Origin of the sequence: Paracoccus sp. (in: a-proteobacteria) (assembly GCF_030604785.1) — a bacterium.
In the GTDB taxonomy this organism is placed as follows: domain Bacteria; phylum Pseudomonadota; class Alphaproteobacteria; order Rhodobacterales; family Rhodobacteraceae; genus Paracoccus.
In genome coordinates, this window is the sequence record NZ_JAUVVF010000020.1 from 1 (window position 1) to 26,625 (window position 26,625).

The following is a 26,625-nucleotide window of genomic DNA, read 5'->3' on the forward strand; positions in this document are numbered from 1 at the left end:
GAGGCTCGATCGAGGACTACAACGACAACCACCCGCACTCAGGGCTGAGAATGCGCTCGCCCCGCGAGTTCATCGCAGCCCAAACCGCAACCGCCTGAGTGTCCGGTGAAACGGGGGCAAGACCACCTTCCGCTATAAGAGTCGCGGAAACACGGCTATCGTGGGCCGCCACGCGGCAGTTTTCGAACAGGGGCGTTTCAGGCTTCGGAGTTGGCCGGCCTGGATGCTATGGGCGATAATCCATGTCTATCTCCTGGTCGGGTTCCGGAACCGGTTCCTCGTCTCAGTGCAGTGGCTTTGGCGCTACCTCACCTTTGAACGCGGCGCTCGCCTGATTACGGAACACGTGAGTGGGACAATGGATTGCGCAACTCGATCTCTAGGTGATCGCGCGAACCCGCGCGCATGTTGCCAGATTGATGGTCGGGACAGTGATCATCAATGCAAGCGTCCCGAACCACACTAGTCTGTCGGGTCAGGGTGCTATGCCAAGTCCCCCAACCGGTACGTTGAGCGTTTTGCCTGCTAACGTGGCACAAAACTGGCGTCTGAAGCCTCTTCCGCGGAGATAAGATGCGTTAGCAGATGGTGCTTGTGCCGAGCCATCTATCAAAATGGATCCCTCGGACCAGTACCGCGCGCGTCAGGCACGGTGCAGATGCGCCACCAACCTTTCCGGCGCCTTTTGATCCGGCGGTGCATTCGCTCTGCAGCTCACATCCCCGAGGTGTCTCTGATGGTTGATTTGCAGGGAGCTCTGCAAATCAACCTTGAAGCTAAGTCACCCGATTCACCACAGTGTCTCTTCCCGGTCATAGTAGCGGCGCGAGGCGGCAGCGACGAAGCCCGCGGCATCCAGCGGCACGACCCCCGCGTCGCGCGTCACGCCCGCCGCCTCAAGCAGCGCGTCGGCAGTCTCGTCCGCGCCGATGGCCTTGGAATGGGCGAAGGCGTCCGAGACGAAGTCAATGGCCGGCTTGTAGCGGGACAGCGCCTCGGAATCCTCGGCCGACAGCGCCAGCGCCACCGCGTCGAAGAAGACCGAGGGTTGACCGGCCAGCTGTTCTTCCGCTCGGCCGCGCTGCTTGTGGATCAGCACGGCCTTTGCACCAGCCTCGGCGATTGCGGCACTCAGCGCCTCCAGCCGCGCCTCGTCCGGCGCGTCGCCGACGAGGATGCCGACCTTTCGGCCCTTCAGGCTGTGATGCGCCCGCTTGGCGATGGACAGCGCATCCGAGGGCTCCATGTTCACCGGCTCCTTTGCAGGGATTGCGGCGGCAGGCAGATCTTCGGCCAGGCCCTCGGCCACGGCCTCGGCCAGATCCTCGTCGATCACCCGCAGATGGGACAGAACGCGGCTGACGATATGCGGCAGCGTCACCTTGGACAGCTCGAAGGTGATGGCGTCCGCTATGTGGCGCTGCTCGGTCTGCGTCTGGCTGTGATAGAACAGCCGCGCCTGGCTGTAGTGATCGGCGAAGCTCTCGGCCCGGACGCGCAGCTTCTCGGTCGGCTCGTTGCCCAGCTCGGTCATGTGCCGGTAGGTCGCAAAGCCCTTCTCCGAGGCGCGGGGGCCGGGGTCCTCGCCTGCCTCGGCCAGGCTGTTCGGCTCGTAAGTGGCGCGGCCCCGCGGCACCGCCATCTGCATCATCCCGTCGCGCTGGAAATTGTGCATCGGGCATTTCGGCGCGTTCACCGGGATCTGGTGGAAGTTCGTCGTGCCGAGCCGCGACTTCTGCGTGTCGAGATAGCTGAAGAGGCGCCCCTGCAGCAGCGGGTCCTCGGTGAAGTCGATGCCGGGCACGACGTTCGAGGGCAGGAAGGCTACCTGCTCGGTCTCGGCGAAGAAATTGTCCGGGTTGCGGTCCAGGACCAGCCGACCGACGATGCGGACGGGGATGTCCTCCTCGGGGATCAGCTTGGTCGCGTCGAGGACGTCATAGGGCTGGGCGGCCGCCCAGTCCGCGTCAAAGGTCTGGATGCCCAGCTCCCATTCCGGGAAGTCGCCGGATTCGATGGCCTCCCACAGGTCGCGGCGGTGATAGTCGGGATCGGCGCCGGCGGTCTTGACCGCCTCGTTCCAGACCTGGCTTTGCAGGCCCAGCTTCGGCTTCCAGTGGAACTTGACGAAGGTCGAGCGGCCCTCGTCATTGACCAGCCGGAAGGTGTGGACGCCGAAGCCTTCGATCATCCGCAGGCTGCGCGGCAGGGTGCGATCCGACATCGCCCACATGATCATGTGCATGGATTCCGGCATCAGCGAGACGAAGTCCCAGAACGTGTCATGGGCGCTGGCGGCCTGCGGATAGCCGCGATCCGCCTCCATCTTCACCGCGTGGATCAGGTCGGGAAACTTCAGCGCGTCCTGGATGAAGAAGACGGGGATGTTGTTGCCGACGAGGTCCCAGTTGCCCTCGTCCGTGTAGAACTTGACCGCGAAACCGCGCACGTCGCGGGGCGTGTCGACGCTGCCCGCGCCGCCGGCGACGGTCGAGAAGCGCACGAAGACCTCGGTCCGGCCGGGCTTGGCCAGCACTCCGGCGCGCGTCAGTTCGGGGATGGGATTGGTGCATTCGAAATAGCCATGCGCCCCCGAGCCGCGGGCATGGACGATACGCTCGGGAATGCGCTCGTGGTCAAAGTGGAAAATCTTTTCCCGCAGCACGAAATCTTCCAGCAGCACCGGCCCCCGGGCTCCGGCCTTGAGGCTGTTCTGGTTGTCCGAGATCGGCACGCCGTGATTGGTGGTCAGCGCCTCGCCGCCCCGTTGCTGCGTCTCTCCGCCCTTGCCCTGCTTCTGGCTGATGTCGGTCATGTGCCTTTCCCCTGCTGGTGCCGGACCCCATGCCCGCGCGACCTAGCCGAACCCCTGCCGCGCCGTCGCGTTCCATCACAGCGGGAGATTAAATCCGCGAAAGACCGAGTTCCGACCATCAGGACAAGGCAGAGGATCCGCAGGGCTTTCGGCGGTTCTGCCGACGATGCATCTAGCTATAATTGGCGTCAGGATCCATTGCTCAGCATGAAGCTGTCCTTCTGGCGCGAGCCGAGCCCGCGGAACGACGGGGATGATGATGGAGCAACCTTTTCTGGCTGACCGACGCGTGGATGGAGCGGTTGAAGCCGATCTTTCCAAAGAGCCATGCCAAGCCAAGGGTTGCCGGCCGGCTGGTTCCAAGCAGGGTAATCTTCACCAATTCTGTCCGAAGACAGCCTCTGTCACCCGTCAGATATCAATGGGCATAACCATAACCCAACGACCCTTTGTGAACGCGTCCGCGACCAGCACCATCGGCGCCAGATCGACATCGGACGCGCCCGCACGCACCAGTTCCGCCATCCGGGCGTAAAGCGCCGGATATTCCTGCATGATGTCCTCCTGACCCTCTGCGGGCTGGCCGCCGATCTCGAGGACATTGCCCCCCATTCGCAGCGCCACAGGCCCGGCATCGGTCTCAAGCTCGATGTCCCAGGTCTGCGGGCCGGTCTGGAGGAAGTCGAAATCGGCCTCGATCCCGCCCGACAGGGTCAGCCGCGCCGCGATGGGCGCCTGGCGGTTCTCGGGGAAGTCCAGCTCGGCTGCTTGCAGATGGACGCGCGTGGGCAGAATCTCGGTCAGGATCGACAGGGCGTTGATGCCCGGATCGAAGACGCCCATGCCGCCCGACTCCAGAATCCAGTCTTGGCCCGGATGCCAGTGCCGGATATCCTCGCGCCAGGTGATCTTGCCGCTCTGGACCCGCTTGTCCGCCAGCCACTGCTTCGCCGCCGCCACGCCGAGCGCCATGCGCGAATGCCAGGTGGCGTAGATCGTCACCCCCGCCTCGCGCGCCATGGCTTCCAGTGCGTGGACCTCGGACAGGCTCGCGCCGGGGGGCTTCTCCAGCATCAGGTGACGGCCCGCGCGCAGCACCGCCTGCGCCGCCGCAAAGCGCGGCACGGGCGGCAGGCAGAGGCTGACCGCCTCCACATCCGGCCGCGCCGCCAGCATCGCCTCGATGTCGGTGAAGGCGTCCACCCCCTCCACCGTGCCGCGACGGGACACCGTCGCTGCCAGCTCCCAGTCCGGGCTGGCAGCCAGCGCCGGCACATGCTGGTCCAGCGCGATCTTCCCGATGCCGACGAGCGCGAGTTTCATCAGTGGCTGTCCTTCCCGACCGCGTTGCCCCGGCAGCCCTTGAGGAAGTCCATGTCGGCCCCGGTATCGGCGCCCATCACATGCTGCTGGTGCAGCCAGGCGTAGCCGCTGGCCGGCTGGTCGGGCAGCGGGCGCCATTCGGCCAGACGCGCGGCCAGCTCATCGGCCGGGATGTCCAGGTGCAGGCGGCGGTTCGGCACGTCCAGCTCGATCATGTCGCCGTTGCGGACCACCGCCAGAGGGCCCCCGGCCGCCGCCTCGGGCGAGGTGTGCAGCACGACGGTGCCGTAGGCCGTGCCCGACATGCGCGCGTCCGAGATCCGCACCATGTCCGTCACGCCCTTGCGCAGCACCTTGGGCGGCAGGCCCATGTTGCCGACCTCGGCCATGCCGGGATAGCCCTTGGGTCCGCAATTCTTCAGGACCATCACGCAGGTCTCGTCGATGTCGAGCGCCTCGTCGTTGATCTTGGCCTTGTAGTCGTCGATGTCCTCGAAGACGACCGCCCGACCCCGATGGACCAGCAGGTGCGGGCTGGCCGCCGAGGGTTTCAGCACCGCCCCGTTGGGCGACAGGTTGCCCTTCAGCACCGCGATGCCCCCTTGTGTTGTCAGCGGGTTGTCGACCGGCCGGATCACGTCCTCGTTCCAGTTGACGACGTCGCGGACCTCGTCCCAGATAGTCTGACCGCTGACGGTCAACGCGTCCTTGTGCAGCTGCCCCGCCTCGCCGAGCCGCTTGATGACGACCGGCAACCCGCCGGCATAGAAGAACTCCTCCATCAGATACTGGCCCGAGGGCATCAGGTTCACGATGGTCGCGACGTCCCGCCCGCAGCGGTCCCAATCGTCCAGCGTCAGGTCAATCCCGACGCGGCCCGCCATTGCCAGCATGTGAATAACCGCATTGGTGGACCCGCCGATGGCGCCGTTCACGCGGATCGCGTTCTCGAAGGCCTGCCTCGTCATGATGTCCGAGGGTTTCAGGTCGTCCTTGACCATCTGCACGATCCGCCGCCCCGACATCTGCGCCATGACGCGGCGGCGCGAGTCCACCGCCGGGATCGCGGCATTGCCCGACAGCGCCATGCCAAGCGCCTCGGCCATCGAGGCCATGGTACTGGCCGTGCCCATCGTGTTGCAGGTGCCGCTCGACCGGGACATGGACGCCTCGGCATCAAGGAACTCGTCCTGCGTCATCAGCCCGGCCTTCACCGCTTCCGAGAACCTCCACAGATGCGTGCCCGAGCCGACCCGCTCGCCGCGGAAATAGCCGTTCAGCATCGGCCCGCCCGTGACCACGATGGACGGGATGTCGCAAGACGCCGCCGCCATCATCAGCGAGGGCGTGGTCTTGTCGCAGCCGACCATCAGCACCGCGCCGTCCATCGGCTGGCCGCGGATGGTTTCCTCGATGGCCAGCGCCGCGAGGTTGCGGAACATCATCGCGCTCGGGCGGAAGGTGTTCTCGGAGGCGGAAAACACCGGCACCTCGACCGGGAAGCCCCCGGCCTCCCAGATCCCGGCCTTCACCTTCTCGGCCAGCTCGCGCAGATGGCCGTTGCAGGGAGTCAGGTCCGACCAGGTGTTCAGGATGCCGATGATCGGCCGCCCGTCGAACAGGTCATGCGGGTAGCCTTGGTTCTTCAGCCAGCCGCGGTGATAGATCGTGTCGCGCGACGTGCCGCCATACCATTCCTGGGATCGCAGCTTCCGGGGCCAGGGAGCGGGGGTGAAGGTCATGCGTGTCTCACAGCGCGAGGACGGGCACGGGCGCCGGATCGGCAGCCTCGACCGTCAGGGGGTTGGTCAGCGGCAGGCCGAAATCCGGGCAGGCGATGCGGAACCGGTCACCCGCCTCGGTGCTGATCCCGTCCGCGAAGCTGAGCGTCGCGGTGCCGAAGAAATGCACGTGCACGTCGCCCGGCCGGCGGAAGAGACCGTACTTGAAGTGGTGATGCTCCAGGTTCGCGAGGCTGTGCGACATGTTCGCCTCACCCGACAGGAACGGCTTTTCCCAGATGGTCTTGCCGCCGCGGATGAGGCTGCTGGTGCCCTCGACATGCTGGGGCAGATCGCCGACCAGCATCTCGGGGCCGTAGCTGGCGGGACGCAGCTTGGAATGGGCGAGCCACAGGTAATTCCCGCGCTCGGTCACGTGGTCCGAGAACTCGTTCGCCAGCGCAAAGCCGAGCCGCACCGGGCGGCCGTCCGGCGCCACGATGTAGAGGCCCGCGATCTCCGGCTCCTCGCCCGCATCCAGCGCGAAACCCGGCGAGGCCAGCGGCTGGCCCGGCGCGACGGCGTTGTAGCCGTTGCCCTTCCAGAACCATTCGGGCTGCGCACCGATGCGCCCCGCCTCGGGCTTGCCGCCTTCGAGGCCCATGCGGAACATCTTCATGCTGTCGGTCAGTTCGCCCGCGTCCATCGACTGGTGCATCTTGTCCCGCGCCGAGGCGCTGCCCAGATGCGTCAGCCCCGTCCCGGTCAGATGCAGATGCGCCGGGTCCTCGTGATCCAGCGGCAGCAGCAGCCGCCCCTCCTCCAGCGCGGCGGCCAAGTCGACCGAGATCCCGGCGCCGCGCGCCTCCACCTCGGCCTGAAGGCCCCGGCCTGCCTCCAGCGCGGCGAGCGCCAGCTGGCGGGTCGTCTCCACCCCCGGAACCAGATGGGCGGAGTTCCCGGTGCGGGCGGCGACGGCGCGGCGGCCGTCCTTCAGCGTCAGTTGCGACAACCACATGGCTCAGCCCTCACGGTTCTTGTTGTAGACATCGAAGAAGACGGCAGCCAGCAGCACCAGCCCCTTGATGACCTGTTGGTAGTCGATGCCGATCCCCATGATCGACATGCCGTTGTTCATCACGCCCATGATGAAGGCGCCCACGACCGCGCCGACGATCTTGCCGACGCCCCCCGACATCGAGGCGCCCCCGATGAAGACGGCCGCGATCACGTCCAGCTCGACCGCGAAGCCCGCGCGGGGGGTGGCGGTGTTCAGCCGCGCCGCGAAGACCAGCCCTGCCAGCGCCGCCAGCAGCCCCATGTTCACGAAGACGAGGAAGGTCAGCCGCTCGGTTCGGATGCCGCTGAGTTTCGCCGCCTTGGCGTTGCCGCCGGTGGCATAGACGCGGCGGCCGATGGTGGTCCGCTCGGTCAGGAAGACGTAGATCACCGTCAGCACGACCATGGACAGCAGCACGTTCGGCAGGCCCCGGAACCAGGCGAGCTTCCATGTCACGAACAGAAGCGCGGCGGCGATGATACCGTTGCGGACGAGGAACAGGGCGAAGGGCTCGTCCTCCATCCCGTAGCGCAGGTTGCGGGCGCGGGCGCGCAGGCCGATCCACAGGATCAGCAGGACCGACAGCACACCCACCGCCAGCGCGAGGCCGTTGGGGCGGTCAAAGCCGAAGGGGTCGGCGATGAAGCCGGTCGAAAGCTGCTGGAAGCTCTGCGGGAACGGCCCGACCGATTGCCCGGCCAGCAGCCACAGCGAGAGGCCCCGGAAGACCAGCATCCCCGCCAGCGTCACGATGAAGGAGGGGATCTTCCAATAGGCGATGAAATAGCCCTGCACCGCGCCAATCGCCATGCCCGTGACGATGCAGACCGCCATCGCCTGCCAGACCGGCATCTGGTTCTGCACGATCATCACGGCGGCCAGCGCCCCGATGAAGCCCATGACGGACCCGACCGACAGGTCGATATGGCCCGACACGATCACCAGCAGCATGCCGAGCGCCATGATGATGATGTAGCTGTTCTGCAGGAAGAGGTTGGTGATGTTCACCGGGCGCAGCAGCACGCCTCCGGTCACGATCTGGAAGAAGGCCATGATCGCGATCAGCGCGAACAGCAGCCCGTATTCGCGGATGTGCCGCGCCACATATTCGCCCAGACCCGTGCGGGGCCCGCTTTCGGTGCGTTCCACCACGCTGTCCTCCTATTCCCTGACGATCAGCGACATGATCGCTTCCTGACTGGCCTCTTCGGCCGTCAGCTCGCCCACGAAGCCGCCCTGGTTCATCACATAGATCCGGTCGCACATGCCCAGAAGCTCGGGCATCTCGGACGAGATCATGACGACGGCGCGGCCCTCGCGGCTCAGATCGTTGATGATGTTGTAGATTTCGTATTTCGCGCCGACGTCGATGCCACGCGTCGGCTCGTCCAGCACCAGAACGTCGGGCGCGGTAAAAAGCCACTTGGCCAGCACGACCTTCTGCTGGTTGCCGCCCGAGAGGTTCATGACCTTCTGAAAGACCGAGGGCGTCCTGATCCGCAGCGCGCTGCGGTATTTCTCGGCCACCTCGGTCTCGCGGCTTTCGTCGACGATACCGCGGGTCGAGACCCCTTCGAGATTCGCCAGGATCGTGTTGCGCCGGATCGTCTGTTCCAGGATCAGGCCAAGGGTCTTGCGGTCCTCGGTGACATAGGCCAGCCCCGCCTTGATCGCGCGGTCCACGGTCGAGACGTCCACCTCCTGCCCGCGCACGAAGGCCTGCCCGCTGATGTTCCGCCCATAGGAGCGGCCGAAGACGCTCATCGCCAGTTCCGTCCGGCCCGCACCCATGAGGCCCGCAATGCCCACGACCTCCCCCGCCCGCACGGTCATCGAGACATCACGGATCATCTGCCGCTCGCGCTGCTCGGGATGCCAGACATTCCAGTTCTTCAGCTCGAAGACGACCTCGCCCGCGCGCCGCTCGCGCTCGGGATAGCGGTGGGCCATGTCGCGGCCGACCATGTCGCGGACGATCTTGTCCTCGGTCAGGCCCTTGGCATCCAGCGTCGAGATCGTGGCGCCGTCCCGGATCACCGTCACCCGGTCGGCCACCCGGCGCACCTCGTTCAGCTTGTGGCTGATGATGATCGAGGTGACCCCCTGCCCTTTCAGCTCCAAGAGCAGGTCCAGCAGCGCCTGGCTGTCGCTTTCCGACAGCGCGGCGGTCGGCTCGTCCAGGATCAGCAGCCGCACGTTGCGCGACAGGGCCTTGGCGATCTCGACCAGCTGCTGCTTGCCGACGCCCAGCTTGCCGACGATGGTCCCGGGGGTCTCCTTCAGGCCGACCTTGGCCAATAGCGCCTCGGTCTGGCGGAAGGTCTCGGGCCAGTCGATGACGCCGCCTCTCGCGCGCTCGTTGCCCAGAAAGATGTTCTCGGCAATGGTCAGAAGCGGGATCAGCGCCAGCTCCTGATGGATGATGATGATGCCCTTCGCCTCGCTGTCGCGGATGCCCTTGAAGGCGACCGCCTCGCCGTCATAGGTGATCTGCCCGTCGTAGCTGCCGAAGGGATAGACACCCGACAGCACCTTCATCAGCGTGGACTTGCCGGCCCCGTTCTCGCCACAGATCGCGTGGATCTCGCCGGGGGCGACGTCGATGCTGACATTGTCCAATGCCTTTACGCCGGGAAAGGCCTTGGAGATGCTTTGCATTTGAAGAAGGGCGCTCATCGGGACGTTCCTTGCCTGGGCACACCTTCAGGGGGCGGCCGCAGGGCGACATGGACCGCCCGCTACCCGCACGGGTAGCGAGCGGCCAGCACTGTTACTGAAGCTGCTCGAGCGTGTAGTAGCCGCTGCCCACCAGAACCTCTTCCCAGTTCGAGGCATCCACGGGCACCGGCTCAAGCAGGAAAGCCGGCACGACCTTGACTCCGTTGTCGTAGGTCTCGGTGTCGTTGATCTCGGGCTCGGTTCCCTGAAGGACCGCGTTCACCATGCCGACCGTGACACGGGCCAGCTCGCGAGTGTCCTTGAAGATGGTCGAGAACTGCTCGCCCGCGATGATCGACTTGACCGATTGCACCTCGGCGTCCTGACCCGTCACGATTGGCCATTCCAGATCGCCCGAACCGTAGCCAACGCCTCGGAGCGACGACAGGATGCCGATCGAGATGCCGTCATAAGGCGACAGCACCCCGTGGATCTGTTCCTGCGTGTAGTTCGCCGAGAGCAGGTTATCCATCCGCGCCTGGGCGGCCGAGCCGTCCCATCGCAGCGTGCCGACCGTGGCCATGCCTTCCTGACCCGAGAGAATCTGGATCCTCCCCTCGTCGATCAGCGGCTGCAGGATCGACATGGCGCCGTCATAGAAGAAATAAGCATTGTTGTCGTCAGGGCTGCCGCCAAACAGTTCGACATGCCACGGGTTCACGTCGCCGAACCGCTCCTCCAGCCCCTGCACCAGGCTGGTCGCCTGCTGGACACCCACCTGGAAGTTGTCGAAGGTCGCATAATAGCTGACATCGGGTGAGTCGCGGATCAGGCGGTCATAGGCGATCACCGGGATGTCGGCGGCGGCGGCATTGGCCAGCGCATTCGACAGCGTGGTGCCGTCGATGGCGGCGATGACCAGCACATCGACCCCCTGGCTGATCATGTTCTCGACCTGCGCCAGCTGGTTCGGAATGTCGTCCTCGGCATATTGCAGGTTGGTTTCAAACCCTGCGGCCTCGAACTGCTCGACCATGTTGGCCCCGTCCGCGATCCAGCGGGCCGAAGATTGCGTGGGCATCGAGATGCCGACGGTCTGTGCCGAGGCCGCGACGGCCAGCATCGATACGCCGATCGCCAGCGCGGCGGTCTTGATGGTTGTCATGTCATCCTCCCCTGGGGCGCCCTCCCCGGCGCCGATAGATGCAAGGAAGACCCTAGCGCAGCCGGAAGATAACCGTAAAATGATATTACGGCACTTGGTCATAGCGGATTTGATATGTCATACCCCCTTACCCGGCTGCATCTGAAGCCCGCGCAGCTGCGCCTGATCCTGCGGATCGCCGAGACGGGCCGGTTGCAATCCGCCGCCGATGCCTGCGCGATGACCCAGCCCGCCGCCTCTCGCATGCTGGCCGAGACCGAGCGGCAGCTGGGCGCACCCCTGTTCCTGCGCCAGCCCTCGGGGATGCACCCGACCGAAATCGGCATCGCGGTTCTGCGGCGCGCCCGCACCATCCTGCGCGAGATGGGCAACATGGCGGCCGACGTCACCGCCCTGCGCGGCGGCCATGCGGGTTCCGTCCTCGTGGGCGCGGTGACGGGGCCGGCGGTCAGCCATCTGGTCCCCGCCATCCGCGAGATCAAGCACGAGATCCCCGAAGCCGACATCACCGTCGAGGTCCTGCCCTCGCGCGATCTGATGCAGCACCTGATCGCCGGCGAGATGGATTTCGCCCTGGCCCGGATCCTGCCCGAATTCGACAGCCGCGATTTCGAGATCCTGCCCATGCGCGACGAAAAGGTCGCCTTCTGCACCCGCGCGGGCCATCCGCTGGCCCGCGCGCCGATGGTCACGCTGACCGAGCTTTGCGAATACGAATGGATCATGCAGCAGCGCGGCGCCCCCATCCGCGAGGCGACGCTGGAAGCCTTTGCCTCGGTCGGCCTGCCCGAGCCGCGCAACATCGTCTCGTCGGCCTCGATCGTCTTCACCATGGCCTATCTGGCCGAAAGCAACGCGGTGGCCTCGGTCTCGGAAGAGGTCGGGCTGCTCTTGCGGCGGGCGCCGGTCGGGGCGGGCTTTGCCCTGCTGACCGTCCAGCGCGACATCCGCGTGGCGCCCTACTTCCTGCTGAACCTGCGCCACCGCCCGCTGTCGCAACTGGCGCAGCGCGTCCGGGCGAAGGTGATCGAAAAGACCGGGCTGTCGGGCTAGGGCCGCAAGGTCAGCACCGCCGGGATCAGCCCGCGCAGCGCGTTGCCCATCATCAGCCCAGGCCCCGTAAGATCGTCCCGCGTCAGGGTCTCTTCCCGCGCACGGCCGGCCGCGATCAGGCTGGCGCGCAGGACTCCCGGCAGAAGCCCGGCCGAAAGCGGCGGCGTCAGAAGCACATCGCCGCGGTCCAGAAACAGGCTGGTGATCGTCCCCTCGCAGGGCGCGCCCGACCGGTTCAGCAGGATCGCCTCGTCGATGCCCGGCGGCAGGTCGGCGCGGGCGGCTTCATAGACCGGGCGGTGCGAGGATTTGACGCCAAGCCAAGGGTCGCCCGCATCCAGCCTGTGATCCGAGATCATCACGCGCCATGCGGCCGGGTTCGGCGGCAGGGGCGCATGCGTCAGGGACAGCGCGCCCGCCGCATCGACGGCCAGCCGCGCGCGCAGCACCTGCCCGCGCGGCAGCCCCGCCAGCGCGGCCATGACGCGCGGCTCGTCGAGCGGAAAGCCCAGGGCCGCACAGCCGCGCCGCAGCCGCGCCAGATGCAGCGGCCACAGCGCGATGCGGCCATCGGCCTCTGCGCGCATCGTCTCGAAGACGGTCAGCCCGTCGGGAAATGGCCCAGGAATGCGGATTTGCACAGAGCCTCCTCCCATTCGGACCCGGCCTCGCTGTCATGGACGATGCCGCCGCCCACATTCAGCCGCAAGCGGTCCGGCGCGCTGAACCAGGGCGAGCGGATCGCCACGTTGAAGCGCATCGGCCCGGCCGGATCGACCCAGCCCACCGCCCCGCAATAGACCTCGCGCGCGGCGCCCTCGAGTTCGGCGATGATCTCCATCGAGCGGATCTTGGGCGCCCCGGTGATCGAGCCGCAGGGAAACAGCGCGCCCAGGATCTGTGCTAGGCCCACGCCGGACAGCAGCCGCCCCTCGACGGTGGAAACCATCTGATGGACCGTGGCATAGGTCTCGATGGTGAACAGGTCCGGCACGCGCACGCTACCCGGATGGCAGATGCGGCTGATGTCGTTGCGCAGAAGATCGACGATCATCAGGTTCTCGGCGCGGTTCTTGTCGGACAGGCGCAGGCCTTCGGCGCTGGCATGGTCGCTGGCCGGATCCTCGCCCCGCCGCGCGGTGCCCTTCATCGGCCGCGTCCGGATCGTGCCCGCGTGATCGACGGCAAAGAACAATTCGGGCGAGCGAGACAGCACGACCGGCCCGCCCAGATCGACAAAGGCCCCCTCGCCCACCGGCTGGCGCGCGGCCAGCGCCGCATAGACGGCCAGCGGATCGCCGCTGACCTCGGCCTCCAGCGGGAAGGTCAGGTTGATCTGGTAGGTGTCGCCCGCCTCGATATAGCGATGCACCGCGCCCAGCGCCCGGTCATAGCGCGCCCGGTCCCAGAGCGGTTTCGGCACACCGATCCGGACGCCATCCGGCGCAGGCAGGGGCGGCGCCGGCCGGGGCGCGTCGAAGACCCCCATCAGGATCAGCGGCATCCGCCGGTCGGTGGGCATCAGATCGAACAGGCGCGGCGTCAGCGCATGACCCAGCTCATAGGAGAGATAACCCGCCAGCCAGCGCCCGCGCGCCGTCGCGGCCTGCATCGCGGCCAGGGCCGGGCCGACCCCTTCGGGCGTGTCGGCGCGGATTACCGCCTCGGGGGCTGCGAACAGCGTGCCGTCCCCAAGCGGGCCGGTATCGAAGCGGATCAGACCGGCGCTCATCCCTTGGCCTTTCCGGCGGCGCGGCCTTCGCGGATCTTGGCGGCCAGATCGCGGGCCACGGCGAAGGCGCCCTTGATCCGGTCGGCATCGGTGGCGAAGTCGCGTTTCAGCACAACCTTGTTGTCGATGACCTTCGCATTGCCGCGCTCGTCCGACAGGTATTCGACCAGCCCGGCCGGGTTCGGGAACTTGTCCATGTGGAACTGGACCGTGACGCCCTTGGGGCCGACATCCAGTTTCGAGATGTTGGCGCGCTTGGCCATCGCCTTGATGCGGATGACCAGAAGCAGCGTGTTCACCTCGCGCGGCAGCGGGCCGAAGCGGTCGATCAGCTCGGCCGCGAAGCCCTCGAGCTCGACCTTGGTGGTCAGCTCGGCCAGACGCCGGTAGAGGCCAAGCCGCACATCCAGATCGGGTATGTAGCTCTCCGGGATCGTGACCGGCACGCCCAGGTTCAGCTGCGGCGCCCATTCGTCCTCGGGCGTGCCCTCGATCTCGCCCGATTTCAGCTTGGCGATCGTCTCCTCCAGCATCTGCTGGTAGAGCTCGAAGCCGACCTCCTTGATGTGGCCCGACTGCTCCTCGCCCAGAAGGTTGCCGGCGCCGCGCAGGTCGAGGTCCTGACTGGCGAGGTTGAAGCCCGCGCCGAGCCCGTCGATGGACCCCAGGAACTTGAGCCGCCGCATCGCCTGCGGCGTCAGCGGCACGCGCGGCTTGGTGGTCAGATAGCAATAGGCCCGGGCCTTGGACCGGCCGACGCGCCCCCGGATCTGGTAGAGCTGCGCGAGGCCGAACATGTCCGCGCGCCAGACGATCATCGTGTTGGCGGTGGGGATGTCGAGGCCCGATTCCACGATGGTCGTCGCCAGCAGGACGTCATGGCTGCCGTCGTAGAAGGCGTTCATCCGCGCGTCCAGATCGCCCGCCGCCAGCTGGCCGTGGGCGACGATGTAGTTCAGCTCGGGCATGTTCTCCTGAAGCCAGTGCTCGACATCCGGCAGGTCCGTCAGGCGCGGGACGACGAAGAAGCTCTGCCCGCCGCGATACTTCTCGCGCAGCAGCGCCTCGCGGATGGTGACGCTGTCGAATTCCGACACGTAGGTGCGGATGGCGAGGCGGTCCACCGGCGGCGTGCCGATGACCGACAGATCGCGGACCCCGGTCAGCGACAGCTGCAGCGTGCGCGGGATCGGCGTCGCGGTCAGGGTCAGCACGTGGATGTCCGAGCGCAGCTCCTTCAGGCGCTCCTTGTGGGCGACGCCGAAATGCTGCTCCTCGTCGATGATCAGCAGGCCGAGGTTCTTGAAGCGCACGCCCTTGGCGAGGACCGCGTGGGTGCCGACGACGATGTCCACGCTGCCGTCCGACAGGCCGGTGCGGGTGGCCGCCGCGTCCTTGGCGCTGACGAAGCGCGACAGCGGCCGGACGTTGATCGCGGTGCCGCGGAAGCGTTCGGCGAAGGTCTTGAAGTGCTGGCGCGCCAGCAGCGTGGTCGGCGCGACCACCGCGACCTGCATCCCCTGGCTGGCGGCGATGAAGGCCGCGCGCATCGCGACCTCGGTCTTGCCGAAGCCCACGTCGCCCACGACCAGCCGGTCCATCGGGCGGCCGGCGGCGAGATCCTCGGCCACGTCCTCGATGGCCGACAGCTGGTCGTCCGTCTCGCTGTAGGGGAAGCGGGCGGCGAATTGCTGCCATTCGTGATCGTCGGGCTCGAGCACCGGGGCGGGCCGCAGCAACCGCTCGGCCGCGACGCGCATCAGCTTGTCGGCGATCAGCTTGATGCGTTCCTTGAGCCGCGCCTTGCGCGCCTGCCAGGCGCCGCCGCCCAGACGGTCCAGCAGGCCTTCCTCGTGGCCATAGCGGGACAGAAGCTCGATATTCTCGACCGGCAGGAACAGGCGGTCGCCTCCGGCATATTCCAGCGCCACGCAGTCGTGCGGCACCTTCATCGCCATGATGGTCTCGATGCCCATGTAGCGACCGATGCCGTGTTCGACATGGACGACCAGATCGCCGGGGCTGAGCGTGGTCGTGTCCTTGAGGAAATTCTCGGCCTTGCGGCGCTTCTTCGCGCCCCGGATCAGGCGGTCGCCCAGCACGTCCTGTTCCGAGATGACGGCGATCCGGCCTAGGGCGCTGCCATCGGCCACGAACCCCTCGTCCAGGGGCCAGACGGCCAGGCCGATGGAACCCGGCCGGTCGGGCAGGTCGCGCAGATCGGCGATGGCGGTCGCGCCCGCCAGCCCCTCATCGGCCAGAAGACCCGACAGGCGTTCGCGCGCCCCGTCCGAGAAGCTGGCGATCACCACCCGATGATCGCGGGCCAGATGGCGGACATGGTCGGCCAAGGCCGAGAACAGGTTGATCTGCTCGGCCTGCCGCTCGGGCGCGAAGTTTCGGCCGACGCGCCCCCCCGCATCCAGCACGCCCGGCCCCGGAGGCCGGTTCAGCACCGACAGCCGCAGCACCCGATGCGCGTCCAGCCAGCCCTGCCACTCCGCCGGCGTGGGGAACATCGCGTCGGGCGGAACGGGTTTATAGACGCTGTCGGCGCGGCCCTTGGCGGCCATGGCGGCGCGGCGGGCCTCGAACTGCTCGTCGATCATGCGGCGGCGCGCCTCGGCCACCTGTGCCAGATGGTCGTCCAGCATCAGGGATGCGCCGGGCAGATAGTCGAACAGGCTCTCCATCCGCTCATGGAACCAGGGCAGCCAATGCTCGGCCCCGGCCGTCTTTCGGCCCGCGCTGACGCTTTCGTAAAGCGGGTCGTTCTGACCGCCGCCATATTCGGCCCGGTAATTCTGGCGGAACCGCGTGATCGATGGCTCGTCGAGGATCACCTCGGACATGGGAGCCAGTTCGACGCGGGTCAGCGTCTCGGTGCTGCGCTGCGTCTCGGGGTCGAAGCGGCGCGCGCCGTCCAGCACGTCGCCCCAGAGGTCCAGCCGCACCGGCCCGGCGCCGCCCGGCGGGAAGATGTCGATGATCCCGCCCCGGATCGCGTAATCGCCCGGCTCGGTCACGGTCGGGCTTTGCTGAAAGCCCATCCGCACGAGGAAGTCGCGCAAGGCGGCCTCGTCCACGCGGCTGCCCACGCTGGCCGAAAAGGCGGTGGCGCGGACCAGATCGCGGGGCGGCACGCGCTGCATCACCGCGCTGAGCGTTGTCAGCAGGACGAATGGCCCCTTGATCCGCCCCTGCGCCAAAGCCGCCAGAAGACCCATCCGCGCCGCCTGGATCTCTGGCTGGGGCGAGACGCGGTCATAGGGCGTCGTGTCCCAGGCCGGAAAATCCAGCACCGGCAGGCCGGGCGCCAGAAAGGCCAGGGCCGCGCGCATCGCGGCCATGCGACGGTCGTCGCGGGCGATGTGGATGACGGGCGCGCCGCCGTTTTCGGGGCGGGCGGCCTCGCGGGCCAGAAGCGCCGCGTCATAGCCCTCGGGGGCGCCGGACAGGATGATCTGCTGGGTCATGCGCGCTGACCTAAGGGGCGGGTTGGCGGTGTCAAGGCGTCCTCAGAAACCGAAAGGCCGGATCAGCATCCACAGCATGCCCCAAAGCAGCGTGACAAGCACCGCCGCGACCGACAGCGCCATGTGCAGGATGCGGTGGCGGACCATATGCCGCACCGCCCCGCTGACCGCTTCGGGCAGGGGAAGGCTGCCTTCCTGCGCGTCCGAGAGGATCGGGGCAAGCCGGCGGGCCAGCCGCACACGCAGCCAGAACAGCAGCCAGAAGGGCACCGCCACCAGCGTCAATGCCTGCGCCAGTTCCAAACCGAAGCCGAAGCCCAGCACTGCCAGCGAGGTCAGCCCGAAACTGGTCACACCCAGAAACACCACGCCTTCACGCGGGCCGAGCCGCCAGCGCGGCAGGGTCAGCGACAGCCAGTCCATCAGCGTGATCGCCTCGGGGCCGTCGGGGGCGTCGCGGCGCAGGGCGGTGCGCGCGCGGGCCAGAACCTCGACCGGGACGCCCAGCACGGTGCGCCCGGCCGCCGACCACATGCCGATCAGAGCCAGCCAGAACCAGATCGTGCTGAAGGACCGGCTGGCTAGCACCCCGATCAGGCTGTCGAATGGCGGCAAGAGGCTGTTCCTTGTCCTTGGGCGCCCGTGACCTTAGAACGGGTTTCGGCCGAGGAAAAGCGCCCTGCCGCACCCGCGCGCCGCGTCGAGAAGCCGCCACCAGCAGCAAGGAAGTCCCATGGCCAGCCCGATCATCGCCCCCTTCCCCGCCACGCGCCTGCGCCGGCTGCGCCGCACCCCCAATATCCGCGCCATGGTGGCGGAAACGAACCTGACCCCCGCCAACCTGATCTGGCCGATCTTCGTGACCGAGGTGGCGGGCGCCGAGGGCGAGATCGCCTCGATGCCGGGCGTCGAGCGGCTGACGCTGGACGGTGCGCGCCGCGCGGCGGAACGGGCGGCGCGCCTGAACATTCCCGCCATCTGCATCTTTCCCCATTCCGACCAGGCGCTGAAGACCGAGGGCTGCGAACGCGCCTGGGACCCCGACAATATCGGCAACCTCGCCATCCGCGCCGTCAAGGAGGTGGCGCCGGATCTGGTCGTGATGACCGACATCGCGCTGGACCCCTACAACGCCAACGGCCATGACGGGCTGGTCGTCGATGGCGAGATCCTGAACGACGAGACGGTCGAGGCGCTGGTCCGCATGGCGCTGGTCCAGGCCGAATGCGGCGCCGACGTGCTGGGGCCTTCCGACATGATGGACGGCCGCATCGGCGCCCTGCGCCGCGCGCTGGAGGAAGCGGGCCACAAGCATGTCTCGATCCTGTCCTATGCCGCAAAGTTCGCCAGCGCCTTCTACGGCCCGTTCCGCGATGCGGTCGGGGCCTCGGGGCGGCTGGTGGGCGACAAGAAGACCTATCAGATCAACCCGGCGAACCGGGGCGAGGCGATCCGCTGCGTCGCCCGCGATCTGGCCGAAGGCGCCGACATGGTCATGGTCAAGCCCGGCATGCCCTATCTGGACATCTGCCGAGCGGTCAAGGACGAGTTCGGCGCCCCCACCTTCGCCTATCAGGTCAGCGGCGAATACGCGATGCTGGAACAGGCGATCCGCAACGGCTGGCTCTCGCGCGAGGCGATGCTGGAAAGCCTTCTGGGCTTCCGCCGGGCGGGCTGCGACGGGGTGCTGAGCTATTTCGCGCCCACCGTCGCCGAGATGCTGGCGTGATCCCTCGGCAATCGCTATCCTTTCGCGCCAAGGGGGCCGGCCAGAGCCTCCGCAACCAGAGAGGCGACAGATGAGCCATTCCCCCACCCTGAGCCGCCGGGGCCTTCTGGCCGGTGGCGGCGCGGCGCTGATGCTGGCGGGCTGCACCAACGCGGTCGGCAGCAACGCTGCGGCGCAGCTGGATGCGCGGGTCGACCAGACGCACCAGTTCCTGATCTCGAACTATCCTGCGGCCGCGCCCCTGGTCCAGCAGGCGCGCGGCGTGCTCTACATGCCGCTGATGACCGAGGCCGCGCTTGGCTTCGGCGGCGCCTATGGCCAGGGCGCGCTGCGCATCAACGGGCAGACGGTCGACTACTATTCGGCCACCCGCGCCACGGTGGGCTTTCAGGCCGGCGCGCAGCAATATGCGCATGTGCTGATCTTCCAGACCGACGAGTCGCTGGCCGCCTTCCGGGGCGCGCCGGGCTGGGTGGCGGGCGCAGGCGCCTTCTACGCGATCCCCGCGGGCGGCATGGCGGTCGGTGCGGACACGTTCAGCGCGCAATTCCCGGTGGTGGCGATGATCTTCGGCCAGGCCGGCCTGATGGCCGGCGCCGCGATCGAGGGCACGAAATACAGTCGCGTCATCCCCTCGACCCTCGCCGATATCCGCTTTGGCGGGACGGGCCTGCCGCAGGGCTGACCGCGGGGCGCAGTTTGGGCTAGCCGCGCCCGTCCGGCCCGGTCAGATGGCGCAGGCCATGGGTCACATCGGCCCGCACCGCCAGCCGCAGCGCAGGCTCGTCGCCCGCGCGCAAGGCTGCCAGGATCATCCGGTGATGGCGCGGCGGCTCGTTGCGTTTGACGCGCCCGTAAAGCGCCCGCATCGTGGGGCCAAGCTGCAGCCAGATCGTCTCCAGCACGGCCAGCATCGCGGGCGCCTGGGCGCGCAGATACAGCATCCGATGGAATTCCAGATTGCAGCGGATATAGCCTACAGCGTCATTGCGCTCGACCGCGTCGGCGATGCGGCCGTTCATCGTCGCCAGCCGGTCGATCAGCGCGAAATGGGCGCGCGGCAGGGCGCGGGCGGCCAGTTCCGGCTCGATCAGGGCGCGCAGGGCGGCCAGTTCCTCGATCCGTTCGTCCGACAATTCCGGCGTGGCCACCCGGCCCGAGCCCGACAGCGTCAGCGCCCCCTCGGCCACCAGACGGCGGACGGCCTCGCGCGCGGGGGTCATCGACAGGTGGTATTCCTGCGCGATGCCGCGTAGCGTCAGCGGCTTGCCCGGCGGCAGCTCGCCCAGCATGATGCGCGAGCGCAGGCCTCGGTAGAGGCGCTCATGGGCGGCGGGATCGGCGGGGCGAAGAACGGTCATGCGGGCAAGCTGTGATCACGAATCCGCGCCGCGTCAATCGTGAAAGCGCCACAGCATCAGCGCGCCGCCCTCGGATTTCAGCCAGGCGCGCTGCGATGCGTGGTCGGGCAGCAGCGTCTCGACCGTGGCCCAGAAACGCGGCGAATGGTCCATATGCGCCAGATGCGCGACCTCGTGGGCGGCGACGTAATCCAGAACCTCGGGCGGCGCCATGGCAAGGCGCCACGAGAACATGAGCCGCCCGTCATGGTTGCAGCTGCCCCAACGCGAGCGCGTGTCGCGCAGCACCAGCGCCCGCCACGGCCGCCCCAGCCGAGCGGCATGCCGGTCGCAGGCGTCGCGCAGCCGCGTGGCGGCCAGAACCCGCAGCCAGGCGGCGGTCACAGGACCCGCCGGCCGCGCCTCGGGCACCAGAAGCGTATCGCCACTGACCTCGACCGCGCGCAGGGGGGCAGGTGTGATCCGCAGTCCCCGCCCCTCGACCGGCAGGACCGCGCCTGCGGCCACGATCTGCGGCAGCGGGCGGCGGCCCATCGCGGCGCGCAGCCAGTCTGCGCGCTCGCGGACAAAGGCGATGCCGTCGGCGGCGGCGGCGCGTTGCGGCAGGGTCAGGACGGGGGCGCCGCCATCGCGCGGAACGCGCAGCGTCATGCGCCGCGCCCGCGCCGAGCGCTTCAGCCGGACGGTCATCCCGTCATCGATGGTAAAGGTTGTCTCCACGCTCTTGCCTTGGGTGACGGAGCCTGCCAGATAAAGCCTTTGACACCCTCAGGCCGCTGTGGCAGGGGGGCGCCGGATTTCCCCTAATCGCGGCTGAAGGAGATTACCATGCCCAAAGAGGAATGGGGCACGAAACGCCTGTGCCCGACCTGCGCCACGCGCTTTTACGACCTGCGCAACGACCCCATGACCTGCCCCGCCTGCGGCCACAGCTTCACGCTGGAAAGCATGAACGAGGGCCGGGGCAAGGCGCTGGTCAGCGAGAAGACCGCCGCCCGCGACGACGATGATCTGGTCGATGACGAGGACGACATCGCCGACGATGCCGGCGAGCTGGACGATGATCTGCTGGAAGAGGATGATGACGACGGCGACGTGTCGCTGGACGACATCGCCGATGTCGCAGGCGACGACGAGGAATAAGCTGCAGGGGTCACGGGAAACCGTGGCCCTTTCTTCTTTCGTGAAGCGGAGGCAGCCCGATGCCGGCCAAGGGGCCTCCCGATGCGAGTGAGCGGGCAGTGCCGAGCGTCCTGGAAGAGCATCAGCGGGATCGTCGGCGCGTCCGCAGGCCAGGCAGCCGGACGCGCCGAGAGGTTCCGATGGGGCCTAAACCGCTGGACGTTGCGTCTTGCGATTTCTGAGCCCGGACGCTGCGCCGCTCAGATACGATGCATCTGCGCGTCCAGCGCGGCGGCGACTTCGCGGCGGATGACGATGCGGAGGTTGCGCGAGAAGCGCTCGCCCAGTTCGCCGAGCAATTCGCCCCGGATCATGTCCGACAATTCCGCCCGGATGCCGCCCTCGATCGCCTCGCGAAGGCTGCCCTGCAATTGCTGTCGCAAGAGGCCGGCCAGATCGCCCTCAAGCTCGTGGCGCACGCCTTCACGGACCTGGTCGCGCAGACTGCCCTCGATCAGCGCGCCCAGACGCTCGGTCACGGCGGTGTCGCAGGTCGTCCTGACCGCCTCGTCCATCTCGGCGCGGATCTGGGGAAGCGTATGTCCCAGTTCCTGACGGATGCGTTCGGGCAGATCGCTCTCGATCTCGGTCTGCACGGTCTCGCGCAAATCGCCCAGAACCACGTCGCGCAGACCCTGCTTCAGCTCGGACGCGATGCGGTCGGGCAGCGAGGCGTCGATCTCGGCCTGAGCGATCGCGGGCAGCGAAGACAGCATGTCGGCGCGCAGAAGCGCGGCGTCTCGGGTCAGGTCTGCGCGCAGACCCTCGGCCGCCGCATCGAACCGGGCCTCGAGCTGCGCCGACCCGGCCAGCAGATCCTGGCGCAGGCTGTCGCGCTGTGCCGACATCTCGGCGCGCAGATCCTGCTTCGCCAGGACCAGATCGTCGCGCAGCGCTGCGCTCCTGTCGGCCAGTTCGGCCCCAAGGGCGCCTGTCGCACGGACCAGATCGGCGGCTGTCACGAAGCCTTCGCCGAATTCCTCGCGCAGCGCCCGCGACAGGCGGGCCAGATCTGCCTCGATCCGCGCCGGAAGATCGTCGGACAGCGCCGCCTGCAACCGCGAGTCGAGGCTTGTCTGCATCTCGGCCAGCGCGCGTTCCATCCGCTCCAGCGCCTCTCTCGTCTCGAGGCGCAGGTCGCCCTGCATGGCCGATCCGATGCCGGCGATGCGCGCCTGATCCAGATGCGCGTCAAGCGCCGGGGCCAGATCGGCCGCGATCTGGTCACGCACCATCCGGGACAGCAGGTCGCGGATCTGCGCCTCTTCGTCGTCGCCTGCCGGGTCATCGGCGACGCCCGCGGGTGCGTCCTCGGCAAATGCCAGAGGCTCGGGCGTGGCGGCCAGAACCGTCTCGAAATCCGCCAGGATCGAACCGCCATCGGGTCCGGGCTCGGTAAGGTCTTCGGTCAGTTCGTCGAAGAGGCTGCCAAGGCGGCGGGGCAGATCGTTTCGCGCGGGCTCGGCGCGCGCCAGCGTCGGACGCGGCGCGTCGGGCGCATTGGCCAGCGTGCCCAGAGGCCACTGATCGGACGGCAAAGGATTTGTTGTCGTCGTCGCGCCGCCCATCAGGTCCGAGACGATCTCGGCCCCGGCAAGCTGCCGGGCCAGCGCCGCGTTGCCGCCATGGCGGCGGGCCAGGAACTCGGCCGAATCCTCGTGTTCGACCTGATCGCGCAGCAATTGCAGGCGGTCCCGGGCGGCAGCCAGGGCATCATCCTCGGCAATCATGCGGCGGATGTTGTAGAGCGTCTCGCCCAGATCATCGGACCGGGCAGAGACGCGGGAACGGGGGTCAGTCATGGTGCCCCCCGCAGCAGGGGGCGGGATCAGTTGTCCCGGCCGATGGCGCGCAGAACGCGATCGAGGCTTTCGCCCTGCTTGCTGGTATGCGGCGCGTTGCGGACCGCGTTGTAATACTGCGTCGGGTCATAGGTCGGGATCCCCAGGTTCAGGTTTTCTACCGTCAGGAGACCCATAGCAGCCAAAAGTTGATAATGTGCTAATTGCAGATTGCTCTCGGCCGTGATGCGGTTCGCCCGCGCCTCAAGCAGCGCCTGCTCTGCATCCAGCACGTCCAGCGTCGTGCGCGCGCCCAGCAGCGCCTCTTCGCGCACGCCTTCATAGGCCTGCTGGGCGGCGCTGATCTGCTGGTCGATGGCGCGGATCTGCGCGCGTGCGACATCGATGTTCGCCCAAGCCTCGCCCACCTGAAGCACCACCTGCCGCGAGGTGTTCAGCAAGGCCGAGCGGACCTGATCGCGCTGCGCCATCGCCTCGCGGTGGAGCGAGGGCAGCCGGCCGCCGGAATAGAGCGTCTGGCGCATCTCGATCCCGACCGAGGAGGAATTGCGCGTGTCGTAATCGCCCGTGAACTGATTCGGGCTGCGCGAGACGCCGATGCCGGCATTCCCGGTCAGCGTCGGATTGCGTTCCGCGGCGGCGGCGGCCACGGCGATCTCGGCGGCGGCGGCCTGCCGCTGCGTCTGCTTGATCGCGGGGTGGTTGCGCTGCGCCAGGGCGCGTGCCTCGTCCAGCGTGGCGGGCAGGCTGGGCAGAGCGGGCGGCGCGGCCAGCGTGCCCGCACGCAGGCCGGTGACGGTCGCATAATTCTCGCGCGCGATCTCGAGCTGGCCCTGCGCGGCGGCAAGGCTGGCCTGCGTCGCGGCAAGCTGGGCATCGGCCAGCGCGACGTCGGTCACGGTGATCTCGCCGACCTCGAAGCGGTCCTGCGCGGCCTGACGTTCGCGGCCCAGAACCTCGACCGAGTTCTGTTGCAGCGAAACCTGCTGCGTCGCTTCGCGCAGGCTGAAGAAGGCCTGCGCCGCCGACAGAAGCACGTCCTGTTCGACCCCGACCAGCGCCTCGCGGGTGGCGAGGACCTGTTCCTTGGCGCCGTCGATCGCCAGCCGCGAGCGGCCGAAATCGAACAGCGTCAGCTGCGCGCCGAGCGTCAACGAGCTGCTGCGCGTGGTCGTGCCGCCCTCGGGGCGCTGCGCCGAATGGCTTGCGACCCATTGGACGACCGGACGCAGCGCCGAAACCGATTGTGCGACATCCTCGTCGGCGGCGCGCAGCACGGCGCGGTTCTGTTCCAGCAGCGCGGAATGGCGATAGGCGGCGACCATCGTGTCGGCCAGCGATTCGGCCAGAACGGGCGCTGCCGGCGCCAGCGCCAGAACCGCCGCCAGCGTCAGGCGACGCAGCGCGCTCACAGGCTGAACCCGGGGGCGCGGCTGAAGCCGTCCAGAACCGGGGCCTTTGCGTTGAAGGCATAGCGCCAGGACAGGCGGCCATTCACCTTGTGTCCGATCCGCACGACGCCCAGAGCGCCCTCGACGAAGACCGCGCCGATGCGGCCGCCATCGCGAAGCTGGTCGGTGATCGCGTCGGGGACATGCTCGACCGCGCCCTCGATCAGGATCACGTCATAAGGGCCCTGGCGGGGGGCGCCCTCAGTCAGCGCGGCGCAGAGGACGGCGGCATTGTCCACCCCGGCCTCGGACAGGCGCTGCTCGGCTTCGGCGACCAGTTCCTGTTCGGCCTCGATCGCGACGACGGCCTGGGCCAGACGCGCGATCACGGCGGCCGAATAGCCGTAGCCGCAGGCCAGATCCAGGACCAGCTCGTCGGGCTGGATCGCCAGCGCGTCCAAGAGCTTGGCCAGCGTGCGCGGCTCCAGCAGGACGCGGCCATGGCCGATGTTCAGGTTCTCGCCCGAATAGGCCACCGGGCGCATCGCCGGAGGCACGAATTCCTCGCGCGGGACTGCCAGCATCGCGGCGATCACGGGAAGGCTGGTGACATCACTGGGGCGCACCTGGTTGTCGACCATCATCGTGCGCCGCGCGGCAAAATCGGTCATGTGGGGGACCCTCTGCTCGACCATTTCGGGCGTATTGCCATGTTTCCCCGGCATCGGCAACGCCGCTTGTTGCGCTAGGCGGGCCGATGCCCGTTCGCTTGGCATCTTGCACCGGCCCCGGCTTTGGTCTAGACGAGGCGCACTCTCGACGGCGGTGGGTTGGCGGAGAGGTTACGCACCGGATTGCAAATCCGTGAAGACCGGTTCGATTCCGGTACCCACCTCCACGATTTCCGACGCGAGGGTTGCGCCCCCATGATCTATGCCGCCACGACCCGCATCGCCGAGGCCGCCTTGCGCCTGCGCGCGCATGTGGGCGGCAGTGCGGCGCTGCGTCAGCGGCTGGCGGTGGATGCGCTGCCCGGCCCGGCGACGATCTGGGTCCATGGCGCATCGGTGGGCGAGCTGAACTCGGCCCGGCCGGTGATCGTCGCCCTGGCCGAGCGCATGCCCTTGCAGATCACCGCCAACAGCGAGACGGGTCGCGACCTGGCGGCCGGGTGGGGTCTGCCCGCGCGGCTGGCGCCCCTGGACCTGCCGGGCGCGCTGGACCGGTTTCTGGGCGCCGTCCGCCCGCGCCTGCTGCTGACCGTCGAAAGCGAATTCTGGCCTCTGCGCTCGCGGCTGCTGGCGCAGCGCGGCATCGCCCATGCGATGATCGGGGCGCGGATGTCGGAGCGCTCGGCCGCGACCTGGTCGAAGCTGCCGCGCATCATCGGGCCGATGCTGGGGCGCATCTCGGCGCTGTCGGCGCAGGATCAGGCCAGCGAGGCGCGGCTGCTGCGGCTGGGCCTGCCCGCGGCTGCGCTGCTGCCGCGGCTGGACCTGAAGCTGATCGACCCCGCCCGGATCGCGCCCCCGCCCCATGACGCGGCGCGCGACGCAACGGTGCTGGCGGCCTCGACGCATGAGGGCGAGGATGCGCCGATCCTCGACGCCTTTCTGCGGCTTCGCGCCGATCATCCCGGCGCGCGGCTGATCCTGGCGCCCCGCCATCCCGACCGCGGCGAGGCGATCGCGGTGCTTGCGGCATCGCGCAGCCTGTCCCTGGCGCGCCGCAGCCAGGGCGCCGATGCCGCACCGCAGGGCGGGGTTTTGCTGGCCGATACGTTGGGCGAGATGGATTTGTGGTATTCCGCAGCGGGGATCTGCCTCGTCGGCGGATCTCTGGTCGAACGCGGCGGCCATACCCCTTGGGAGCCCGCCGCCTATCGCTGTGCCCTGCTGCACGGCCCCCATGTCGAGAACTTCCGCGAAGGGTTCGACCATCTCGACGCCCATCGCGCGGCGCAGGAGATCAGCGCGGACACGCTGGCCGCGACGCTCTCGGACCTGCTGTCCCGGCCGCAGCGGATGCGGGCGATGGGCGATCAGGCGCGGGCCGCCCTCGACGGGCGCGCGGGCGATCCGGGCCCACTGATCGCGCATCTGGCGGGTCTTGCCTCGGGCGGGGAGGCGCCCGATATGAAGCGCATGTGACAGGAGC

Annotated in this window: 21 protein-coding genes, 1 tRNA gene and 2 pseudogenes; 8 read left to right on the forward strand and 16 right to left on the reverse strand. The window is 68.1% G+C overall.

Annotated elements, in window-relative coordinates; translation table 11 throughout:
• Positions 1-154: 154 nt before the first annotated feature.
• A pseudogene (locus QAR72_RS15655) lies at positions 155-466 on the forward strand (hypothetical protein); the annotation flags it as partial.
• A 324-nt stretch (positions 467-790) separates the two neighbouring features.
• Here the strand turns inward: QAR72_RS15655 and QAR72_RS08215 are convergent.
• Positions 791-2,815: a catalase gene (locus QAR72_RS08215; protein ID WP_304616886.1), complete on the reverse strand. Its 2,025-nt coding sequence runs from the start codon at positions 2,813-2,815 to the stop codon at positions 791-793.
• A gap of 293 nt (positions 2,816-3,108) precedes the next feature.
• Here QAR72_RS08215 and QAR72_RS08220 point away from each other — a divergent pair.
• Positions 3,109-3,198: pseudogene (locus QAR72_RS08220) on the forward strand (IS5/IS1182 family transposase); the annotation flags it as partial.
• A gap of 28 nt (positions 3,199-3,226) precedes the next feature.
• Here QAR72_RS08220 and QAR72_RS08225 read toward each other — a convergent pair.
• From QAR72_RS08225 to chvE, 6 genes are all read right to left on the reverse strand, one after another.
• Positions 3,227-4,138, reverse strand: coding sequence for a Gfo/Idh/MocA family protein (locus QAR72_RS08225; protein ID WP_304616887.1), 912 nt, complete (start codon positions 4,136-4,138; stop codon positions 3,227-3,229).
• Complete coding sequence (araD, locus tag QAR72_RS08230; RefSeq protein WP_304616888.1) at positions 4,138-5,880, reverse strand: L-arabinonate dehydratase; 1,743 nt, start codon at positions 5,878-5,880, stop codon at positions 4,138-4,140. Before araD ends, QAR72_RS08225 begins: the two co-directional genes overlap by 1 nt.
• Positions 5,881-5,887: 7 nt before the next feature.
• The gene (araD1, locus tag QAR72_RS08235) at positions 5,888-6,877 is read right to left on the reverse strand and encodes an AraD1 family protein (RefSeq protein WP_304616889.1); all 990 of its coding nucleotides are present in this window, start codon (positions 6,875-6,877) and stop codon (positions 5,888-5,890) included.
• 3 nt (positions 6,878-6,880) lie between these two features.
• Positions 6,881-8,068 (reverse strand): multiple monosaccharide ABC transporter permease, encoded by a 1,188-nt coding sequence (gene mmsB / locus QAR72_RS08240; RefSeq protein ID WP_304616890.1) that lies wholly within the window; start codon positions 8,066-8,068, stop codon positions 6,881-6,883.
• Between the two features lie 12 nt (positions 8,069-8,080).
• On the reverse strand, positions 8,081-9,595 hold the full coding sequence (mmsA, locus tag QAR72_RS08245; RefSeq protein WP_304616891.1) for a multiple monosaccharide ABC transporter ATP-binding protein: 1,515 nt from the start codon (positions 9,593-9,595) through the stop codon (positions 8,081-8,083).
• A gap of 94 nt (positions 9,596-9,689) precedes the next feature.
• The gene (gene chvE, locus QAR72_RS08250; RefSeq protein WP_442953567.1) at positions 9,690-10,700 is read right to left on the reverse strand and encodes a multiple monosaccharide ABC transporter substrate-binding protein; all 1,011 of its coding nucleotides are present in this window, start codon (positions 10,698-10,700) and stop codon (positions 9,690-9,692) included.
• A gap of 156 nt (positions 10,701-10,856) precedes the next feature.
• Here chvE and QAR72_RS08255 point away from each other — a divergent pair, with 156 nt between their 5' ends.
• Entirely contained in the window at positions 10,857-11,795 is a 939-nt protein-coding gene (locus QAR72_RS08255) for a LysR family transcriptional regulator (RefSeq protein WP_304616893.1), read from the forward strand.
• Here the strand turns inward: QAR72_RS08255 and QAR72_RS08260 are convergent.
• Genes QAR72_RS08260 through QAR72_RS08275 form a run of 4 tightly spaced genes read right to left on the reverse strand, consistent with a single transcriptional unit; the run spans position 11,792 to position 17,618 of the window.
• Entirely contained in the window at positions 11,792-12,436 is a 645-nt protein-coding gene (locus QAR72_RS08260; protein ID WP_304616894.1) for an aminotransferase class IV family protein, read from the reverse strand. The genes QAR72_RS08255 and QAR72_RS08260 overlap by 4 nt on opposite strands.
• Positions 12,397-13,527, reverse strand: a complete 1,131-nt coding sequence (locus QAR72_RS08265) for an aminodeoxychorismate synthase component I (RefSeq protein WP_304616895.1) — start codon at positions 13,525-13,527, stop codon at positions 12,397-12,399. The genes QAR72_RS08260 and QAR72_RS08265 overlap by 40 nt, the downstream gene beginning before the upstream one ends.
• Positions 13,524-17,003, reverse strand: a complete 3,480-nt coding sequence (gene mfd / locus QAR72_RS08270) for a transcription-repair coupling factor (RefSeq protein WP_304616896.1) — start codon at positions 17,001-17,003, stop codon at positions 13,524-13,526. The genes QAR72_RS08265 and mfd overlap by 4 nt, the downstream gene beginning before the upstream one ends.
• Before the next feature lie 42 nt (positions 17,004-17,045).
• Positions 17,046-17,618 (reverse strand): hypothetical protein, encoded by a 573-nt coding sequence (locus QAR72_RS08275; RefSeq protein WP_304616897.1) that lies wholly within the window; start codon positions 17,616-17,618, stop codon positions 17,046-17,048.
• Between the two features lie 118 nt (positions 17,619-17,736).
• Here QAR72_RS08275 and hemB point away from each other — a divergent pair, with 118 nt between their 5' ends.
• Complete coding sequence (hemB, locus tag QAR72_RS08280; protein ID WP_304616898.1) at positions 17,737-18,732, forward strand: porphobilinogen synthase; 996 nt, start codon at positions 17,737-17,739, stop codon at positions 18,730-18,732.
• A 70-nt stretch (positions 18,733-18,802) separates the two neighbouring features.
• Complete coding sequence (locus tag QAR72_RS08285) at positions 18,803-19,417, forward strand: YSC84-related protein (RefSeq protein WP_304616899.1); 615 nt, start codon at positions 18,803-18,805, stop codon at positions 19,415-19,417.
• 19 nt (positions 19,418-19,436) lie between these two features.
• On the opposite strand, the gene QAR72_RS08290 is transcribed toward QAR72_RS08285, so the two are convergent.
• Positions 19,437-20,093 carry a GntR family transcriptional regulator gene (locus QAR72_RS08290; protein ID WP_219830000.1) on the reverse strand — a complete coding sequence of 219 codons (657 nt, stop codon included), beginning with the start codon at positions 20,091-20,093 and terminating at the stop codon, positions 19,437-19,439.
• Positions 20,094-20,126: 33 nt separating this feature from the next.
• A complete protein-coding gene (locus QAR72_RS08295) occupies positions 20,127-20,783 on the reverse strand; it encodes a M48 family metallopeptidase (RefSeq protein ID WP_304616929.1) in 657 nt (218 codons plus the stop codon).
• A gap of 138 nt (positions 20,784-20,921) precedes the next feature.
• On the opposite strand from QAR72_RS08295, the gene QAR72_RS08300 reads away from it, so the two are divergent.
• Positions 20,922-21,236 carry a TIGR02300 family protein gene (locus QAR72_RS08300; protein WP_304616900.1) on the forward strand — a complete coding sequence of 105 codons (315 nt, stop codon included), beginning with the start codon at positions 20,922-20,924 and terminating at the stop codon, positions 21,234-21,236.
• 239 nt (positions 21,237-21,475) lie between these two features.
• Here the strand turns inward: QAR72_RS08300 and QAR72_RS08305 are convergent, their stop codons facing one another.
• Genes QAR72_RS08305 through QAR72_RS08315 form a run of 3 tightly spaced genes read right to left on the reverse strand, consistent with a single transcriptional unit; the run spans position 21,476 to position 25,139 of the window.
• A complete protein-coding gene (locus QAR72_RS08305) occupies positions 21,476-23,077 on the reverse strand; it encodes a hypothetical protein (protein ID WP_304616901.1) in 1,602 nt (533 codons plus the stop codon).
• A gap of 26 nt (positions 23,078-23,103) precedes the next feature.
• Positions 23,104-24,480 (reverse strand): TolC family outer membrane protein, encoded by a 1,377-nt coding sequence (locus QAR72_RS08310; RefSeq protein WP_304616930.1) that lies wholly within the window; start codon positions 24,478-24,480, stop codon positions 23,104-23,106.
• Positions 24,481-24,485: 5 nt separating this feature from the next.
• Positions 24,486-25,139, reverse strand: a complete 654-nt coding sequence (locus QAR72_RS08315; protein ID WP_304616902.1) for a protein-L-isoaspartate O-methyltransferase family protein — start codon at positions 25,137-25,139, stop codon at positions 24,486-24,488.
• 153 nt (positions 25,140-25,292) lie between these two features.
• Here QAR72_RS08315 and QAR72_RS08320 point away from each other — a divergent pair.
• Together QAR72_RS08320 and QAR72_RS08325 are read left to right on the forward strand one after the other, a co-directional pair.
• Positions 25,293-25,366: transfer RNA gene (locus QAR72_RS08320), tRNA-Cys, on the forward strand.
• A gap of 28 nt (positions 25,367-25,394) precedes the next feature.
• On the forward strand, positions 25,395-26,618 hold the full coding sequence (locus QAR72_RS08325; protein ID WP_304616903.1) for a 3-deoxy-D-manno-octulosonic acid transferase: 1,224 nt from the start codon (positions 25,395-25,397) through the stop codon (positions 26,616-26,618).
• Positions 26,619-26,625: the final 7 nt, after the last annotated feature.